This window comes from Kitasatospora sp. NPDC089509, assembly GCF_044749365.1.
In the GTDB taxonomy this organism is placed as follows: domain Bacteria; phylum Actinomycetota; class Actinomycetes; order Streptomycetales; family Streptomycetaceae; genus Kitasatospora.
This window is the reverse complement of sequence record NZ_JBIVHS010000001.1, coordinates 12,551-29,634: the sequence shown is the minus strand read 5'-3', so window position 1 is coordinate 29,634 and position 17,084 is coordinate 12,551. Positions and strand designations below refer to the sequence as shown.

Genomic DNA, 17,084 nt, shown 5'->3' with positions numbered 1-17,084 from the left:
CCCGGTTCGACCGTCACCGGACGTAGTAGGGGCGGTGGTGGGCGGCCACCGGGGCGGACTGGTAGGTCCAGACGCCGGCGGCCGGGGCGTCGCCGAGGAGTTGGGCGAGGTCGCGGGCGGCCTCCTCGGCCGGGTTGCCGAGGTCCAGCCGGACCCGTTCGGCGGTGCGGTCGTCCAGGGCGTAGTAGCGGTACGGCTGGTGGACGGTGAGCGGTCCGGCGAGCAACTTGCCCTCGTCGTCGGTGCCGTAGCCGGTGATCGGGGTGTTGTTCACCGACTCCGGGGTGAGGCCGACCAGGTCGACGTCCAGGGCGAGGATCTCCTCCTGGTGCCGGCGCAGCCCGTCCGGCCCGAGCTCGGCCCGGCGGCAGGAGACGCTCCACCGTTCGCGCACGGCGGGCGCGTTGAGCGAGGGCAGGGTGGTCTCGAACCAGCCCGGGTGCTTGGGCTCGGCGTACAGCCGGCGCCCGGCGTCGATGGCCAGCGGGTTGTCGCAGAGCACGTGCAGCCGGGCGATGCCGAGCAGCTTGGTCTGGTCGTACCCACGGGCGTACTGGCCGTAGTTGACCGCCGGGATGCGCTCCTCGGCGAACGCCGGGTGGGCGATCAGGTTGATCTCCAGTTCCTCGGTGATGCCGCCGCCGTTGGGGTACTGGGCGAAGTACAGCTGGTAGTTGAGCGAGACGCAGGCCCCGCCGTCGAAGACGGCCGCGGTCAGCCCGGGGTGGCGCTTGGCGAGCAGCCGGCGGGCCCGCTCGGGTTCCACCAGGTAGTCGACGCCGATGTTGTGCAGCGCGCCGTACTGGAAGGGCAGGACGTACGGCTCCGGGACGGGCGGCAACGGCAGACCGGTCATGAGGACTCCGAGGACGAGGAGGGGGAGGAGGGGGAGGAGGGGGAACCGAGGGTGGCCGGCCGCCGCAGCTCCAGCAGGTCCCGGTGCATCCGTTCGGCGCTGCGCAGGGCGAGGGCGGCCATGGTGAGCGAGGGGTTGGAGGTGCCGAGCGAGGGCATCGAGCCGCAGCCGACGGCGTACAGGTTGGGATGGTCCCAGCTGCGCTGCCAGTGGTCGACCACGGAGGTGCCGGGGGCGTCGCCCATCAGGTGGGTGCCGCCGGCGTGCCCGGCGCCCCGGTAGCCGTGCACCCGGCCGCGGTGCTCCAGCCGGCCGGGCCAATCACCGCCCGGGTAGGCGGTGTGGTCCTCGGCGCCCAGCAGGGTGAAGATCTGGTCGGAGACGGCCCGGGCGGAGGCCATGCCCTCGCGGACGTACCCGTCCAGGTCGTAGTGGATCGCCGGGACGGGCAGGCCGAGCGGGTCGCGCCGCTCCCGGTCGAGGGTGACCCGGTTGGTCGGGTCGGCGGTCTGCTCCAGCTCGAACTGGAACGAGAACTGACGCCCCAGCCGGTCGCCGAGCCGTTCCCGCAGCTCCTTGCCGCGCACTCCGGCGGCGAGCAGCGCGGCCGTCTCCGCCTCGGGGCCGCCGCCGGCCCAGGACCAGCCCCAGTTGCCGATCTCGATCCGGAACGGCGCCCGCCGACGGCGCGCCCCGCCGAAGCGGAAGGCCTCCAGTCCGCTGGTGGAGCCGGGCCCCCGGTAGGGGCCGACCGGGCCGGGCATCAGGCCCCAGGTGAGCAGCACGGGGTGGTCCATCAGGTTCCGGCCGACCTGGTCGCTGCGGTTGGCCAGGCCGGACAGCAGCAGCAGTCGGGCGTTCTCGATCGCGTGCGCGGCGAGCACCACGAGCTCCGCGGTGACCCGGTGGGCGGTGCCGTCGGCCAGGTACTCGACCCCGGTGGCCCGGCCGGTCACCGGGTCGGCGAGCACCCGGCCGACCACGGCCTCGGTGCGCAGCTCGACGGTGGGCGCCCAGCGGGCCTGGGTGCGCAGCGGGGTGTACTTGGCGCCGGTCGGGCAGACCGGGACGCAGCTGGCGCTGCCCGCGCAGGGCGGGCCGTGGTCGGCGCCGGGCCGGGTGGGCAGGCCGTTGCGGGCGTGCGGGGTGGCGGTGACGGCGAGCCGGGCCGGGTCGGGTGCGGCGGGGTCGCGCACGGTGCGGCCGTCCAGGGCGCGGGCCAGCTGCCGGTCGAGGTAGCTGGCCGGGACGGCCCGCATCGGGTAGGCGTAGCCGTCCGGGATCGGCAGTCCGACGGCCCGGCGCTGTTCCTCGGCGTCGGCGGCGACGCCGAGTTCCCGTTCGGCCTCGCGGTAGTGCGGTTCCAGGTCGTGGTAGCCGATCGGCCAGTTGCGGCCGTGGCCGAGGTCGCCGGTGCGGAAGTCCTCGGGGTGCATCCGCGGGGCGAGGCCGGTCCAGAGCAGTCCGGTGCCGCCGTTGGCGCGCAGGTAGCCGCTGGCGTAGGGCAGCGGTCCGTACTGGCGGAGGTACCCGGTGACGGTGAAGCCGCCCTCGGGGAGGCCGGTGAGGTCGGTGACGTCGGGTGACGGCGCGTCGGGGCTGTGCGGGTAGGGCGCGGTGGGCGGGCCGCCGCCGGCGGCGCGGTGGGCGGCGGCGGTCTCGGCGGCGCCGGGCGCGGTCCGGCCGGCCTCCAGGACGAGCACCCGCCAGCCCTGGGCGCCGAGCCGCTGGGCGACCAGGCTGCCGGCGAAGCCCGCGCCGACCACGACGGCGTCCCAGTGCGGGGTGTCCGCGGATCCGTTCACCGCTCCTCGCCCTCCCTCCGGGCCTCGGCCCCGCCCGGCGCCTCGGCCCAACTGCCGTGGCCGGGTGCGGCGGAGCCGGGCGGGACGGCCCGGAAGGTGCGCCAGACCAGGCCCCGGTCGTGGGCGCGGGCGGAGGAGGGGGCCTCGCCGGGCCAGCTGCCGACGTACCAGAGGTGGACCAGGGCGTGTTCGTCGCGGACCCGGTGGGACAGGGCGGTGCGGTGGTGCTCGTCCGCCATGCCGGTGGCCCGCAGTTCGGGGACGTCGAAGCCGGTCAGTTCGGCGCAGACGCGCAGGAAGTCGTCGAGGTCCGCCAGTTCGTCGTCCTCGACGGTCCCCCAACTCCCGTACGGGTCCTCGGTGGTGTGCGAGTAGTCAGCGAGGTGCGGGTACGCGGGACCGTACGGCTCCTCGGCGGCCGGCTCCGACGGGTCGTCCGCGCGGTACGGTTCCTCCGGCGGTCCTGCTGCGCTGCGGTCGTCGGACACGGACACCCGGGCACCCCCGTGATCGACATCGAGTGGCCAAGACATGACAGTCCCGCGCCGCTCCCGGCGCGATCCTCCTGCTCAGCGCGATCCTGCCGCCCGGGCTGACCGCCGGGGAACCGCTTGCGCGAATGTGCCCGGTCTTGATCAGTCTCTGACCGATTAGCGCCCCTGCGGCAATGGCTCCGGACCGCTTCCGCTCAGCCCAGCGCCCGCACCGCCGCCAGCACGTCGAGGCCGAGCGCCGGGTCCGCGTCCTCGGGCAGGTTGACGGACAGCCGGGTGACCAGCCCCGCGTACCGCCGGTGGATCTCCCGCGCGGCCTCCTCGACCGTGCCGGACACCGCGAAGGCGTCGAACACCTCGTCGGAGATCAGTGCCGTCATCTCCGCCCAGCGCCCGCGCACCGAGTGGGTGTGCAGCTCCTCCTGCAGCCCCTCCCACCCGTGCTGGGCCAGCACCGGACGGTAGGCCGGGGTGGAGGCGTAGAACGCCAGCCGCTCCCGCACCCCGGCCCGGTTGGCCGCCAGCTCCTCCTCGGTCCGGCCGGTGGCCGTGAGCACGTTGCCGACGATCTCGAACGGCCGCCCGGTCCACTCGGCCCCCTCCGCCTCGGACCGCCCGCGCGCCTCGGCCAACCCGGGCAGCACCTGCTCGGTGAGGTAGGCGGTGGAGGAGAACGGGTGGTTGAGGAAGCCGTCCGCCACCGCCCCGGCGGTGCGGGTCATCAGCGGCCCGACCCCCGCCAGCAGGATCCGGGGCACCCCGCCCGGGACGGGGTCGGGCGAGAAGACCGGTGTCATCAGCGTGTGGCGGTAGAACTCGCCGCGGAACCGCAGCCGTTCACCGGTCTGCCAGCTGTGCCAGATCGCCCGCACCGCGTGCACGTACTCGGCCATCCGCGCCGCCGGGCGGTCCCAGGGCATCCCGAAGCGCTTCTCGATGTGCGGCTTGACCTGCGAGCCCAGCCCGATGACGGCCCGGCCGCCGGAGGCCGCGTGCAGCCCCCAGGCCTGGTAGGCCAGCGTCATCGGGGTCCGGGCGAAGGCCACCGCGATGCCGGTGGCCAGTTCGATCGACTCGGTGCGGTCGGCGGCCCGGGCCAGCTGCAGGAACGGGTCGTACGCGGTCTCGGCGACCACCAGCCGGTCCATGCCCCGGCGTTCGGCCTGCTCGGCGGCGTCGAGGATGCCGGCCGGGTGCCCGGAGGCGGTGGCGTCGAGGCGGAGGGCGGCGGGTCGGTCCATGCTGGTGCTCCTGGTCACGGGGCCGGCGGGCGGCGCCTTCTGCGGTGCTGTGCTGCTGTGCTGCTCTGGTGCGGCCCGCCCAGCCTGCCACGCCGTCACCGGACCGCCGACCCGCCCTCCCCCGCGAACAGCCCGTCCAGGTGCCGGTCGACGGCCGTGAGCGCCGCCTCCGGCCCGACCACGCTCAGCTCCAGCAGGGTGGTGAACCCGGTGAGCGCGAGCAGCAGGTCGGTCTCCACCACGGGATCCCGGTCGGCCCCGATCAGCCCGTCGGCGATCGCCTGCCGGACCACCTGCTCGACCGTCCCGCGGCCCTGCAGCAGACCGCTCCGGGCCCGGGCGCGGACCTCCTCGTCGTGCAGCGCCTCCAGCACGTAGGCGGCGCTCATCCGGCTGGTCACCCGGGAGTCGGCGTGCAGTGGCAGCAGTTCGACCAGCAGCGCGCGCAGCACCGCGCGCGGGTGCGGCCGTTCGCCCAGCTCCGCCAGCGCCCGCTCCACCCGCCGCCCGCTCTGCTCCCCGGCCAGGTCCATCGCGAAGCCGAGCAGCTCGGCCCGGGAGCCGAAGTAGTGCTGCAGCTGCCCGAGCGAGATCCCGGCCTCCTGCGCCACCTCGCGCAGCGTCAGGTGCCGGGCCCCGCGCCGCTCCACCACCCGCCACAGCGCGCGGGCGATGGTCTCGCGCCGCTCCTGGTGGTCCACCTGCTTGGGCATGGCCCGGCCCTCCTCCCAGACTCCTCCGGCTCTCCCGGCGTTTCCCCATACACTTGACATAATACAGGTGACCGATAACGCTGGGGGCATTCCGAGGGAGGAGTGCCCACATGCTCGTGCAGCCCGTCGCCCACACCACCGAAGGAACCCTCCGCGGCCGCCTCGACCGCGGACTCGCGGTCTTCCGCGGCGTCCCGTACGGCCGCCCGCCGGTCGGCCCGCTCCGCTTCGCCGCACCCGTCCCGCCCGAACGCTGGGACGGCGTCCGCGACGCCTTCGAGTTCGGCCCCGTCGTCCCCCAGTCCGGGCCGCTGACCGCCGAACCGACCACCGGCACCGACTGGCTGACGCTCAACGTCTGCACCCCGGACCCGGGCACGGCCGGCCTGCCGGTGCTGGTCTGGATCCACGGCGGCGGCTTCATGGCCGGCACCGCCGGCGACCCGCTGTACGACCCGACCGAGCTGGCCCGGGCCGGGCTGGTCGTGGTGGCCGTCAACTACCGGGTGGGCGCGGAGGGTTTCGCCCTCCTCGACGGCGTCCCGGCCAACCGGGCCTTCCTCGACCAGGTCGCCGCCCTGGAGTGGGTCCGGCGGAACATCGCCGCGTTCGGCGGCGACCCCGACCGGGTCACCGTCGCCGGTCAGTCCGCCGGCGCCTCCTCGGTCGCCGCGCTGCTCACCATGGACCGGGCCCGCGGCCTGTTCCGACGGGCCGTCGCCCACTCCGTCGGCGGCAACCTCGCCACCCCCGCGCTGGCCGCCGAGGTCACCGCCGCCCTGGCGAAGCAGGTCGGCACCGCCCCCACCGCCGCCGCCCTCGCCGAGATCGACCCCTGGCGGCTGGCGGCCGCGGTCACCGAACTGAACGCCACCCTGCCCGAGCAGCTCCCCCGCTGGGGGCGGCTCGCCCAGACCGGTGTCACCACCGTCCCGGTGGTCGACGGCGAGGTCCTCACCGAGGAGCCCTGGACCGCCCTGGCCGCCGGACGGGCCGCCGGCACCGAGCTGCTGGTCGGCCACACCCGGGACGAGTTCCGGCTGTTCGCGGTGCTGGCCGGCCGGCACGGCGGCTTCACCGAGCCGGAGGCCCGCACCGCCCTCGACCAGCTCGCCCCGCGCCCCGCCGGCCCGGACGCCTACCGCGCCGCCCTCCCCGGCGCCACCCCCGAGGACCTGCTCACGGCCGTCACCTCCGACGCCCTGTTCCGGATGCCCTCGCTGCACCTCGCCGAGGGCAACGCGGCGGCCGGCGGCACCTCGTACCTCTTCGAACTCGCCTTCCCCGCCCCCGGCATGGACGGGCTGTTCGGCCCCTGCCACGGCCTGGACATCCCGCTCGCCTTCGGCACCCTGGACAGCCCGGCGGCCCGGCCCTTCCTCGGCGAGCCGGTGACCCCGGAGACCGTCGAGGTCTCCCGGGAACTCCGGCAGGCCTGGATCGACTTCGTCACCACCGGCGACCCCGGCTGGGCCCGGTACGAGCCGCAGCAGCAGCTCACCCGGGTCCTGGACGCGCCCTCGGAGACCGTCCGCTACCCCGAACAGGCCTCCCGCACCATCTGGGCGGGCCAGGGGCCGACCGCCTTCGACCTGACCTGAGCCCCGTCGGCGGGCCGGACCGGTCGAAGCCGGTCCGGGCCCGCCCCGCCACGCCCCGCCACGCCCCACCCTTCCCCACCCTCGGTCAGCCCTTGCACACCCCGAGCGGCACCAACCGGGCGACCGGCCGGGCCAGGCCGGCCGCCTCGGTGGTGACGGCCACCGCGTCCACGTCCTTGTACGCCTCGGGCGTCTCCTCCGCCAGGGCGCGCAGCGAGGCGGGCCGGACCGCGACCCCGCGCGCCTCCAACTCCTCCCGCAGCCGCTCGCCACGCACCGTGCGCAACGCCTGGTGGCGGCTCCACACCCGTCCGGCACCGTGGCAGGCCGAGCGGAAGGCCTCGTTTCCGGGCAGCCCGACCATGACGTACGAGGCGGTGCCCATCGTCCCCGGCACCAGCACCGGCTGCCCGGCCCCGGCCAGGTCGGCGGGCAGCTCCGGGTCCCCGGGTGGCAGGGCGCGGGTGGCGCCCTTGCGGTGCACGCAGAGCCTGCGAGGCGCGCCGTCCACCTCGTGGGTCTCCAGCTTGGCGAGGTTGTGCGAGACGTCGTAGACCAGCTCCAGCCCGACGCCCAGCGCGGTGGCGAAGGCCCGCCGGGCGGCCTCGGAGAGCAGCTGCCGGTTGGCCCGGCCGTAGTTGGCCGCGGCGGTCATCGCCCCCAGGTAGGCCCGGCCGCGCGCGGAGTCCACCGGGGTGCAGGCGAGTTGGCGGTCCGGGAGCTCGATCCGGTGGTGCTGCAGCTCACGGTCCATGGCCCGCACGTGGTCGGTGCAGATCTGGTGCCCGAGGCCGCGCGAGCCGCAGTGGATCATCACGCAGACCTGGCCCGCCCGCAGCCCGAACGCGGCGGCGGTGGCCGGGTCGTGCACCCGGTCGACGGCCTGCACCTCCAGGAAGTGGTTGGCCGAGCCCAGGCTGCCGACCTGGTGGAGACCCCGCTCGACGGCCCGGGTGCTCACCTCACCGGGGGCGGCGCCGGGCAGCACGCCGCGGTCCTCGCAGCGCTCCAGGTCGCGCGGCACCCCATGGCCGTGCTCGACGGCGTACCGGGCCCCGCCGAGCAACAGCTCGTCCAGCTCCTCCGGCCCGGACAGCTGCCACAGGCCGCCGCGGCCGAGCCCGCGCGGGACGGTCCGGTCCAACAGGTCCATCAGGCGGCGGATCCGCTCGGCGTCGAGCTCCTCCCGGGCCACCCCGGCGGCGAGCAGCCGGACCCCGCAGGAGATGTCGAAGCCGACCCCGCCCGGCGAGACCACCCCGCCCCGCTCGACGTCGGTCGCGGCGACCCCGCCGATCGGGAAGCCGTAGCCCCAGTGCACGTCCGGCATCGCGTAGGAGGCGCGGACGATCCCGGGCAGCGCGGCCACGTTGGCGACCTGCTCCAGCGCGCGGTCCCCGGTGTCCTGCGGCAGCAGCGCAGCGGTCGCGAAGACCACGCCCGGCACCCGCATCGGCGGGCGCGGCTCGATCCGCCAGCGACAGCGACCCGCCTCGACCAGTGCGATCTCCACCTCGCTCACCCCACTCACCCCGGCTCACCTCGGCTCACGTCGGCTAGACGTCGATGGTGGCCGCGCAGGCCCAGCCGCCCGGCCCCTCGGCCAGTTCCAGGCCGTGCAGCGAGACGGCCTTCGGCACCGAGCCGACCGGCGCGACGGTGGCGGTGTCGACCATCCGGAAGCGCACCTCGACGCCGAGGGCGCCGTCCAGGCCCCGGATCGGTCCGAGCGCGAGCGCGAGGGGCAGTTCGCCGTCGGCGTCCATCCGGTAGATGACCTCCTCCAGGACGCCCGCGAGCAGGTCCGGCCCGCTCGCCGCGAGCACGGTACAGGCGCGCTCGCCGACGACCCGCGCCCCGGACAGGTCGGCGAAGCCGCCGACCACGGCGTGCACCAGCTCGCCGATGCAGCCCTCGGCCGTCGGCGCCCACGCCTCCACCCGCAGGTCCGCCGTGTGCGGCACACTCCGGTGGCCGCGCCCGGACCGCCCGGCGGGCCGGGGACCGTCCACGACCGACGCCTCCCGCACCCCCTGCCGTCCTCCCTCCAGCCTGGTCCCGCGACCGGGCCGGAGGCAACCGGGATCAGGGACGATCGGGACCGGCGGCGATCAGGACCGGGGCACGGTCGGCATCGGGGCGCGGCCGGCACTCCGTCGGTGGGCGAGCCAGATGCCCAGCACGGCCAGCCCGGTCACCGGCCAGGTCGAGGCGGACAGCGGGCCCGCGAGCAGCGGGTCGACCACCCGGCCCGACACCACCCGGGTGAGCGGAAGCGTGAACTCGTTGAGCGACAGGTGCGCCGCGACGGCCGCCCACACCGATCCGGTGGACAACCGGATCGAGGCGATCACCGTTCCGAGCAGCATGGCGGTCACCACGGCCACGGGCACGCCCAGCAGCACCGAATGGCCCGGATAGCTTCCACCGAGCGCCGTCATCGGCACGTGCCATGCCCCCCAGATCGCGCCGCCGAGCAGCAGGCCCCGCATCCTGCCGAACCGGAGCAGTCGCGGCAACAGGTAGCCCTGCCAGCCGAGTTCCTCACCGAAGTACAGCGGGACGGACAGCACCGCGCTCAGCACCAGCGGCAGCACCTCGGCCGGCCCCGGCAGGTGCGCGGGGTCGTACCAGCCGACCAGCGCGGCCAGGGTCAGACCGGCGGCGGTGAGGCCGAGCGGGATCGTCAACGCGACCGCGACCGAGCGGAGTTCGTGCCGCCACGGGTTGACCCTGGCGAGCCCGAGGTCCCGCGCGGCCCGGCGCGGCCCCCGGCCGCGCGCCGTCGGTCCGAACGCGCTCAGGCCGAACGCGGTCAGTGCGGGCACCAGCATCATCAGGACCATGCACAGCGCGGCGAGCCGGGGCGTCCCCTGCCCGGCGCTGGTCCGGCGCAGGCCGTCCGCCCAGAGCGGACCATGGTGATCCAGGCGCCGACGAAACTGATCGTCAGGAAGAGCGGGAGCTCGACGCGGGGACGTCCCGTGGAGCCCGTCGCACTCGTCGAACTCGTTGAACCCGCCGAACTCGTCGTACTCGTCGATTTCATGGCCGTGACGCTACGAACCGCGGGCCGACCCGGGCGATCGCGCAGGCCCGTCGATCGATGGTGTAGCACGCTCCACTGCGTCGGGGCCCGCGGAGCGGCAAGACTGGTCGGCGTGAACCAATCGTCGACAACGTGGGCGCGGGCGGCGCGTTCCGCCCGGGCCGCCGGGTACTGCGCGACCGTGCTCGGCCAGGCACTGGCCCTGGCCGTGCTGGTGCCCGTCCTGGTCTACTCGGCCGTCCTCTGCCTGGTCGGTGCGGGACTGCTCGTCCTGCCGCACGAACTCCGGCTGCTGCGTCGGCTGGCCGACCGCGAACGCACCCGGCTGGGGCGGTGGGCGCCGGCCACGCCACCGGCCGGAACGCACGCGCGCCGGCGCCTGACGGCGGTGCTGTCGGATCCGGCGACCGGCCGGGACCTGCGGTGGGCGGCCGCCACCGTGGTCGTCGGCACGGCGCTCGGGCTGCTCGGCACGGCGCTGTTCCTGTTCCCGGCGGCCGTGCTCGTGCTCGGCTGTCTGTGGTGGCTGTTCCCCGCGGACGATCCGATCAGGCTGATCCTGAACATCCCGATCGACAGCTGGGGATCGGCGGTCTACGCCGGTGTGCCGCAGTTGCTGCTCAGCGTGCTGCTCGCGCTGTTCGGCCCGCCGCTGCTCGCCCGGCTGGCGGCCTCCGTGAGCCGGTGGCTGCTCGCCCCGTCGGCCGCCGCGGTGCTCGCCGAGCGGGTGTCGACGCTGGACCGGACCCGTACCGGGGCGCTCGACGCGCACGGCGACGAACTGCGCCGCATCGAGCGTGACCTGCACGACGGCACCCAGGCCCGGCTGGTCACGCTGGCCATGCAACTCGGGCTCGCGGAACGGACGTTGGGCAAGGACCCGACCGCCGTCGGCCCGTTGCTGACCCGGGCCCGGGAGGGCGCCGAGGAGGCGATGGTCGAGCTGCGCGACGTGCTGCGCTCGGTCTACCCGCCGATCCTCGCCGACCGGGGCCTCGCCGGTGCGATCGCGGCGGTCGTCGCCCGCTGCCCGGTGCCCGCCACCGTCGAACTCGGCACACTCGGCGAACTCGGCGACGTGCCGGCGCGGACCGAGGTGGCCGTGTACTTCGCCATCACCGAGGCGCTCACCAACGCCGCCAAGCACTCCGGGGCCGGATCCGTCGCCGTCACCCTGGCCCGGACCGGCGACACGCTCCGCGCGGAGATCACCGACGACGGCTGCGGCGGCGCGGCCGAGGGCGGCGGCACCGGGTTGCGCGGCATGCGGCAGCGCGTCGAGGCGGTCGACGGCACGCTGCGGGTCCAGAGCCCGCCCGGCGGCCCCACCCTGATCACCGTGGAGTGCCCGTGCGGATCGTGATCGCCGAGGACAACGCGCTGCTCGCGCAGGGGCTCACCGCGCTGCTGGAGGCCCTGGGGAACCAGGTGCTCGCCACCACCGGGGACGCCGAGTCCTTCGTGGCGGCCGCCGTCGACCACCGGCCGGACGTGGCGATCGTGGACGTCCGGCTCCCGCCGTCCTTCACCGACGAGGGCATCAGGGCCGCGCTGCGCGCCCGGGAACGGCTCCCCGGCCTGCCGATCCTCGTCCTCTCCCAGTACGTCGAGGACACCTACGCCCGGGAACTCCTCGACGACGGCGCCGGTGTCGGCTACCTGCTCAAGGACCGGGTCGCCCGCGTCGACGACTTCCTGGAGGCGCTCCACCGCGTCGCGGCCGGCGGCACCGCCCTGGACCCCGACGTGGTCCGGCAGTTGCTCGCCACCCGCGGCAACCTGCTGTCCCGGCTGACCGAACGCGAACGCGAGGTGCTCGCGATGATGGCGCAGGGGTACGGGAACTCCGAGATCGCCGATCGCCTGGTGGTCACCGAACGGGCCGTGCACAAGCACGTCGGGAACATCTTCGTGAAGCTCGACCTCCCGCCCGAGGACAGCGGCGACCGGCGCGTCCTCGCGGTCCTCACCCACCTCGGAGCCCCCCAGCGCCGGGCTCGCCGACCGTAGAACGGCGGTCAGAGGGACGACAGGTACGCGGTGGTCAGCTCGGGCGTGGCCAGCCAGGCGGCGTGGTCGCCGGGCTCGGCGTAGGTGTTGGCGAGGCGGCGGGCGACCGCCGGGTGCTCGGCGGCGGCCGCGAAGACGCCCTGGAGGTGGTCCGGCATGGTGAGCATGGCGGCGGTGAACTCGACGGTGTGGCGGGCGTGCTGCTGCCAGAACCGCTCGGCGGTGCGGCACATCCAGTCCGCCGTGAACGGGGCGTCGCCGTGTTCACGGATCGCCCGCCGGTACGCCTCGGCCGCCCGGGCGGCGCCGTTGGCCCCCTGACCGGTGATCGGATCGTTGACCACCACTGCGTCGCCCAGGCCCAGGACGTGCACGGCGTCGACGCCGGAGCCCAGTTCGGCGACCGGGCGGCGGACCGTCGGGGTCACCGCGCCCGAGAGCCCGGCACCGGGGTCGGTCGGCTCGGCGTCCCGCCAGAGCTCCGCCTCCCAGGGCAGGTACTCGGCCAACAGGGCTCGGATCCGGTCGAGTTGGGCGCCGACGGCGGGCCCGTCGCCGAACACGTCCAGCGGGCCGCCGGGCAGCGCCTCCCAGAGCAGGATGTCGCAGGGGCCGGAGAACGTCAGGGCGGGCTGGAGGTAGAGCTCGCCCAGGCCGGGCAGGGCGTGCATCCGGGCCCGGGGCCCGGCGGCCGGGTCGGGCGCGCCGACGCCGTGGGCGTACAGACAGGACAGCGCGCGCTGCGGCCGGTCGAAGGGCGAGCGGGCGGGGTCGCGTTCGAAGATCCCGGCCAGGTCGCCGCGCCCGGCCGCGACCACGGTCAACTGGTGCCGCCGGGCCAGTTCGTGCAGCCCGGCCCGGTCCAGCGAGCGGTACTCGACCCGCCCGCCGCGCTCGGCGAGCAGCTCCAGCCAGCGGGCCAGCTTGATCCGCTGGTCCACCGACTGGGCGGGCTCGTCCAGGGTCATGGTGAACTCCAGCGCGCGGGTGGCCGGCGGGGCCACCAGCGTCGCCTCGACCGAGTCCACCGCCGGGGCGTCGCCCGCCCACAGGTCCAGCCCGGCCGCCGCCTCGATCCGCAGTGCCGGACCGAACATCGCCTGGGTGGACAGCACCCGCCCGCCCCGCACCCGCTCCGGAGTGCGCTCGGCGACCAACGTCACCTCGTACCCGTCGGCCACCAGCCCGAGCGCGAGTTGCAGGCCGGCCTGGCCCGCTCCGACGACGGCGATCCGGCGCATACGGCGGCCTCCCGGTGGTCGGAGAGTGTGGTGAGAGCGCGTCAAGCACGCACACTAGCCGAGTCGCCGGGCCACGGGCAGGGGCCCGACCGGATCGGCGGCACCCGGGCGCGAGATCCACCCGGGCGCCGTCGGCCCGGGCGCTCAGCCGCGCAGGTGCGAGGTGAGCAGCCGCACCACGGAGTCCAGCTGCTCCGCCACGTAGAAGTGCCCGCCCGGGAAGACCCGCAGGGTGAAGCCGCCGGTGGTGTGCTGCTCCCACGGGGCCATGTGCTCGACCGTGGCGTTGACGTCGCTCTCCCCCACCAGGGCGGTGATCGGCTGGGGGACGACGGCGTCCGGCGCGGCCCGGTAGGTCTCGATGGCGGTGTAGTCGGCCCGCAGCGCCGGGATGATCAGCTCGCGCAGGGCGGGCACGTCGAGGATCCGCTCGTCCGTCCCGCCGAGCCGGATGATCTCGTCCAGCATGCCGTCGTCCGACAGCGTGTGCACCGCGGTGTCCCGGGGCATCGAGGGCGCCCGGCCGGCGGACACGAAGAGCCGCTCGGGCCCGGCCAGGCCGTCGCGGGCGAAGCAGCGGGCAGTCTCGAAGGCGACCGCCGCGCCCATGCTGTGCCCGAAGAAGTGGATCGGCCGGTCCACCCACTCCCGCAGCTCCCGGTAGATCTGCTCGGCGAGTTCGGGCACCGAGTCGATCGCCGGCTCCGCGAAGCGGTTCTGCCGGCCCGGGTACTGGACGGCGAGCACATCGGCGTACGGCGCCAGCGCCTTGGCGTACTCCATGTAGTAGCCGGCCGAGCCCCCGGCGTGCGGGAAGATCACGATCCGGGCGGGAGCGAAGTCGGACGGGTTGAACCGGCGGAACCACGGGTTGTCGACGGCTGCGCTGCTGGGCATGCGGGGTGTGACCTCTCTCCGTGACGGACTCTGCTCACCCCAGTCTCGCAGTGCGGCCACCGTGCCGGGGACGGGTACGGCCTGCGACCTGGATCACCCGGCCCTGCCGCCCCCGGTCACCCCGGCCGCCCCGGCCGCGCGCCGCCGCTGCGATCCAGCTGTGCTCAGTCCCCCGCCGCACGGTTCAGCAGGGCCTCCCAGGGGTCGACTCCGGTGTCCGGCTCGGTGACCCACCCCGCCGCCAGGACCAGCCCGGAGAGCCGGTGGACGGCGAGGAAGCCGAAGGGACGGTGGAAGTCCACTCCGACGATCCGCTGCCGGTAGGGCGGCTTGCGGGTGTCGGCGCCGGCGGCCGCGACCCCCATGGCCGTCACCGAAGCCGCCCGGAAGCCGCGCGCACCGAAGGTCGCGGTGGCCCGCTGGCGCGCGCTGCTCACGGACAACGGCGGCCCGCCGTCCGCGAGTCCGGGCAGCCGGTCCTCGGTCCCGGACGCCGTGCCGAGGGTCTGCAGGCCGAAGAGCCCGCGGCGGGCGAGCAGGTCGTGGTCGGCGTCGACGGTGAACCGCGGGACGCCCACGATCAGGAGGTCCTCCGGGGTGAAGCGCCGGTGCGTCCCGATCGTCAGCCCCGGGCCCGGGGTGCCGACGGGCAGGCGGTCGGCGGTAGTGCGGCGGTGCCGCTGCGAGAGCACGCCGATCCCGGCGGCCAGCACGGCGCCGGGCGCGGCGTCGGGCTCACCGAGCAGCAGGTGCACGCTGATGTCGCCGTGGCCGAGCACCCGCAGCTCGGTCACCGGCCCGTCGGGCGTCTCCAGCAGCGCGGCGCGGTCCAGCAGGCGCGTCGCCCGGGACAGCTGGTGGACCCGCCTGCCCCAGCCCGCCGGATCGACCTCCCGGTAGCCGCCGAGGTCCTCGAACGGCTTGATCCAGTCCGTCCGGACGGTGAGCGCCGCGGCCAGCACCAGGCGGGTGTCCTGGTCCAGCGCGATCGGCAGCTCCTCGATCGCGCCGTCCGTCCGCTCGGCCGCCCAGGCGTCCAGCCGGGCGCGGTCCCGCTCCGCCTCGCCGGTCAGCCGGCCGACCAGGTCGGCCGGGACGCGGGCCAGCCACTCCGGGCGCAGCCGCAGCCGGTCGTCGCTCCAGACGCCGAGCGCGGACCGCACCGCCGGGATGCCGCCCAGCAGCGCGAGCAGTTCGCGGGCGCGCTCGGCGGCGGCCTCGCCCGGCAGCCCGAGCGCCTGCGCCAACTCGCCCTGGACGGCCGGGCTCCCGGCCGGGGCGAGGAGCCCGAGCAGCGGCCAGATCCCGGCCGGCATCAGCACCGTCCCTTGCCGGTGGTCGGCCTGTCCGACCCAGCGCTCCCCCAACGCGTTGGCGGCCCGTACCGCCTCGGCCCTGCTCATCTGCTCCTCGTGCCCGCCGCCGTCATGCCCGCCGCACCGCCAGGACGGCCGAACTGCCCGGCGTGGTCAGCACTTCGCTCGCCTCCAGCGCCGGGTGCGTCAGATAGTGCACCCGCAGCCGGTCCACCTCGTCGCCGTAGCGGGGCGGCCAGTGCGGCGAGGGCGTGAAGTCGTCCAGCACCAGCAGACCGCCGGGGGCCAGCAACTCGACCACGTGGTCCGGGTCGTCGCGCTTGCCGCCGCCGTCGCAGAAGAACACGTCGAACGGCGCGTACGCGTCCAGCAGCCGCCAGTCCCCGTGCAGCAGCCGCACCCGTGCGTCGTCCTCGAACAACTCGGCCGCCACCCGCACCAGTTGTCCGTCCCGCTCGACCGTGACCAGCCGACCGCCCGGGCCCAGGCCGCTGCGCAGCCAGGCCGTGCCGACCCCCGCGCCGGTACCGCTCTCCGCGACCGTCCCGCCCGGCTTGGCCGCGGCGGCGAGCGCCAGCAGTCGGCCGACCTCCCGGGTGCAGCTCTTGCCGAAGCCCAGCCGGGCGGCGAGCCGCTCGGCCGCCGCCACCCCGGCGGGAACGCCACGCTCCGCCTCGTCCGTCATCCGCCCGCTCCCTCCTCCCGCGTTCGGTCCTTCCCCGTCCGGGCCATCATGCCGCCCGGCACTGACAGTCGGCGGGCGGATCGGCCGGTACGCAGGTATGCCGATCCGCCGTCCGGGACGATCATCGTCCTGGTAGAACTGGGGCGGTGAAGATCAAGGGCGTCACCTACGACATCGGCACCCCGACCGTCGACGGCTCGGTCACCCGACCGGACCTCGCCGCCGCCACGATCGAGCGGGAACTGACCGCCATCGCGGAGGAGTTGCACTGCACCGCGGTACGGATCACCGGTGACGACCTGCCCGGGCTGCGGCTGGCCGCGCGGACGGCGATCGGGCTGGGCCTGGCGGTGTGGCTCTCCCCCATGGCGCCGAACGCCGACGAGGCGACCACCCTGGCGACGATCACCGCCGCGGCCGAGGTCGCCGGGGAGCTCCACCGCGCGGGCGGCGACGTCACCCTGGTCGTCGGCTGCGAGTTGACCGTCTTCATGGCCGGCCTGGTCCCCGGCGCCGACGTCGCCGCCCGACTGGCCGCACTCGCCGACCCGACGGGCTGGCCGCCGGAGTTCTTCGCGGCGGGCCCGCCGCCGGTCCGGTTCAACGCCCTGCTGGCCACCGCGGTCGCGACGGCCCGGCAGCACTTCACCGGCCCGGTCGCCTACGCCGCCGGACTCTGGGAGGACGTCGACTGGACGCCCTTCGACCTGGTGGCGGTGGACGCCTACCGGGACGCGGGCAACACCGACACCCTCCGCACGGCCCTCGAAGAGCTCCACCGGCACGGAAAGCCGGTGGTCGCCGCCGAGTTCGGCTGCGCCACCTTCGCCGGCGCGGAGGCCCACGGCAGCGCCGCCTGGACGCTGGTCGACCGCTCGGACGGAACGCGTCGGCCGCGCGCCGGCCTGGTCCGTGACGAGGACGCCCAGGCCCGTGAACTGTCCTCGCTGCTCGACCTGTTCACCGCCGCCGGACTGGCCGGCGCGTTCGTCTTCACCTATGTGACCCCCGCCTACCCCACCACCGACGATCCGGCGGCGGACCTCGACACGGTCGGCTACGGCCTGGTCCGCTCCTGGCCGGACGGACGCACCACGCCCAAGGCCGCCTTCACCGCCGTCGCCCACGCCTACGCGGCGACCCGGACGGACTGACCGCCCCCGCCCACCCGCCCGG

Annotated in this window: 16 protein-coding genes; 4 read left to right on the top strand and 12 right to left on the bottom strand. The window is 75.5% G+C overall.

The features are described from left to right. Positions 1-13: 13 nt before the first annotated feature. The 5 genes from ACIP4P_RS00115 to ACIP4P_RS00095 all read right to left on the bottom strand — a co-directional run bounded on the left by ACIP4P_RS00115 (position 14) and on the right by ACIP4P_RS00095 (position 5,109). On the bottom strand, positions 14-856 hold the full coding sequence (locus tag ACIP4P_RS00115; RefSeq protein ID WP_400913068.1) for a hypothetical protein: 843 nt from the start codon (positions 854-856) through the stop codon (positions 14-16). Then, positions 853-2,661: a GMC family oxidoreductase gene (locus ACIP4P_RS00110; protein WP_400913065.1), complete on the bottom strand. Its 1,809-nt coding sequence runs from the start codon at positions 2,659-2,661 to the stop codon at positions 853-855. Before ACIP4P_RS00110 ends, ACIP4P_RS00115 begins: the two co-directional genes overlap by 4 nt. After that, entirely contained in the window at positions 2,658-3,155 is a 498-nt protein-coding gene (locus tag ACIP4P_RS00105) for a hypothetical protein (protein WP_400913063.1), read from the bottom strand. The genes ACIP4P_RS00110 and ACIP4P_RS00105 overlap by 4 nt, the downstream gene beginning before the upstream one ends. 194 nt (positions 3,156-3,349) lie before the next feature. Beyond that, a complete protein-coding gene (locus ACIP4P_RS00100) occupies positions 3,350-4,396 on the bottom strand; it encodes a TIGR03617 family F420-dependent LLM class oxidoreductase (RefSeq protein WP_400913061.1) in 1,047 nt (348 codons plus the stop codon). A 95-nt stretch (positions 4,397-4,491) separates the two neighbouring features. Further along, positions 4,492-5,109, bottom strand: coding sequence for a TetR/AcrR family transcriptional regulator (locus tag ACIP4P_RS00095; RefSeq protein WP_400913059.1), 618 nt, complete (start codon positions 5,107-5,109; stop codon positions 4,492-4,494). 110 nt (positions 5,110-5,219) lie between these two features. Between ACIP4P_RS00095 and ACIP4P_RS00090 the strand changes: the two genes are divergently transcribed. Next, positions 5,220-6,710 carry a carboxylesterase/lipase family protein gene (locus tag ACIP4P_RS00090; protein ID WP_400913056.1) on the top strand — a complete coding sequence of 497 codons (1,491 nt, stop codon included), beginning with the start codon at positions 5,220-5,222 and terminating at the stop codon, positions 6,708-6,710. A gap of 85 nt (positions 6,711-6,795) precedes the next feature. On the opposite strand, the gene ACIP4P_RS00085 is transcribed toward ACIP4P_RS00090, so the two are convergent. The 3 genes from ACIP4P_RS00085 to ACIP4P_RS00075 all read right to left on the bottom strand — a co-directional run bounded on the left by ACIP4P_RS00085 (position 6,796) and on the right by ACIP4P_RS00075 (position 9,544). Continuing rightward, positions 6,796-8,241 carry an RtcB family protein gene (locus ACIP4P_RS00085; protein WP_400913054.1) on the bottom strand — a complete coding sequence of 482 codons (1,446 nt, stop codon included), beginning with the start codon at positions 8,239-8,241 and terminating at the stop codon, positions 6,796-6,798. A 25-nt stretch (positions 8,242-8,266) separates the two neighbouring features. Then, the gene (locus tag ACIP4P_RS00080) at positions 8,267-8,722 is read right to left on the bottom strand and encodes an archease (protein ID WP_350512130.1); all 456 of its coding nucleotides are present in this window, start codon (positions 8,720-8,722) and stop codon (positions 8,267-8,269) included. A gap of 99 nt (positions 8,723-8,821) precedes the next feature. Further along, complete coding sequence (locus tag ACIP4P_RS00075) at positions 8,822-9,544, bottom strand: lysostaphin resistance A-like protein (protein WP_400913052.1); 723 nt, start codon at positions 9,542-9,544, stop codon at positions 8,822-8,824. A gap of 327 nt (positions 9,545-9,871) precedes the next feature. Here ACIP4P_RS00075 and ACIP4P_RS00070 point away from each other — a divergent pair, with 327 nt between their 5' ends. Continuing rightward, entirely contained in the window at positions 9,872-11,122 is a 1,251-nt protein-coding gene (locus tag ACIP4P_RS00070; RefSeq protein WP_400913049.1) for a histidine kinase, read from the top strand. Beyond that, positions 11,110-11,769 carry a LuxR C-terminal-related transcriptional regulator gene (locus ACIP4P_RS00065; protein ID WP_400913047.1) on the top strand — a complete coding sequence of 220 codons (660 nt, stop codon included), beginning with the start codon at positions 11,110-11,112 and terminating at the stop codon, positions 11,767-11,769. The genes ACIP4P_RS00070 and ACIP4P_RS00065 overlap by 13 nt, the downstream gene beginning before the upstream one ends. 8 nt (positions 11,770-11,777) lie before the next feature. Here the strand turns inward: ACIP4P_RS00065 and ACIP4P_RS00060 are convergent, their stop codons facing one another. The 4 genes from ACIP4P_RS00060 to ACIP4P_RS00045 form a co-directional block, all read right to left on the bottom strand. Beyond that, on the bottom strand, positions 11,778-13,010 hold the full coding sequence (locus ACIP4P_RS00060) for a styrene monooxygenase/indole monooxygenase family protein (protein ID WP_400913044.1): 1,233 nt from the start codon (positions 13,008-13,010) through the stop codon (positions 11,778-11,780). Positions 13,011-13,154: 144 nt separating this feature from the next. Further along, on the bottom strand, positions 13,155-13,907 hold the full coding sequence (locus ACIP4P_RS00055) for a thioesterase II family protein (RefSeq protein ID WP_400913042.1): 753 nt from the start codon (positions 13,905-13,907) through the stop codon (positions 13,155-13,157). A gap of 164 nt (positions 13,908-14,071) precedes the next feature. Then, entirely contained in the window at positions 14,072-15,310 is a 1,239-nt protein-coding gene (locus ACIP4P_RS00050; protein ID WP_400913040.1) for a serpin family protein, read from the bottom strand. A gap of 22 nt (positions 15,311-15,332) precedes the next feature. Continuing rightward, entirely contained in the window at positions 15,333-15,908 is a 576-nt protein-coding gene (locus tag ACIP4P_RS00045) for an O-methyltransferase (RefSeq protein WP_400913038.1), read from the bottom strand. 146 nt (positions 15,909-16,054) lie between these two features. Between ACIP4P_RS00045 and ACIP4P_RS00040 the strand changes: the two genes are divergently transcribed. After that, positions 16,055-17,062, top strand: coding sequence for a hypothetical protein (locus ACIP4P_RS00040; RefSeq protein WP_400913036.1), 1,008 nt, complete (start codon positions 16,055-16,057; stop codon positions 17,060-17,062). The last annotated feature ends 22 nt before the right edge of the window (positions 17,063-17,084 follow it).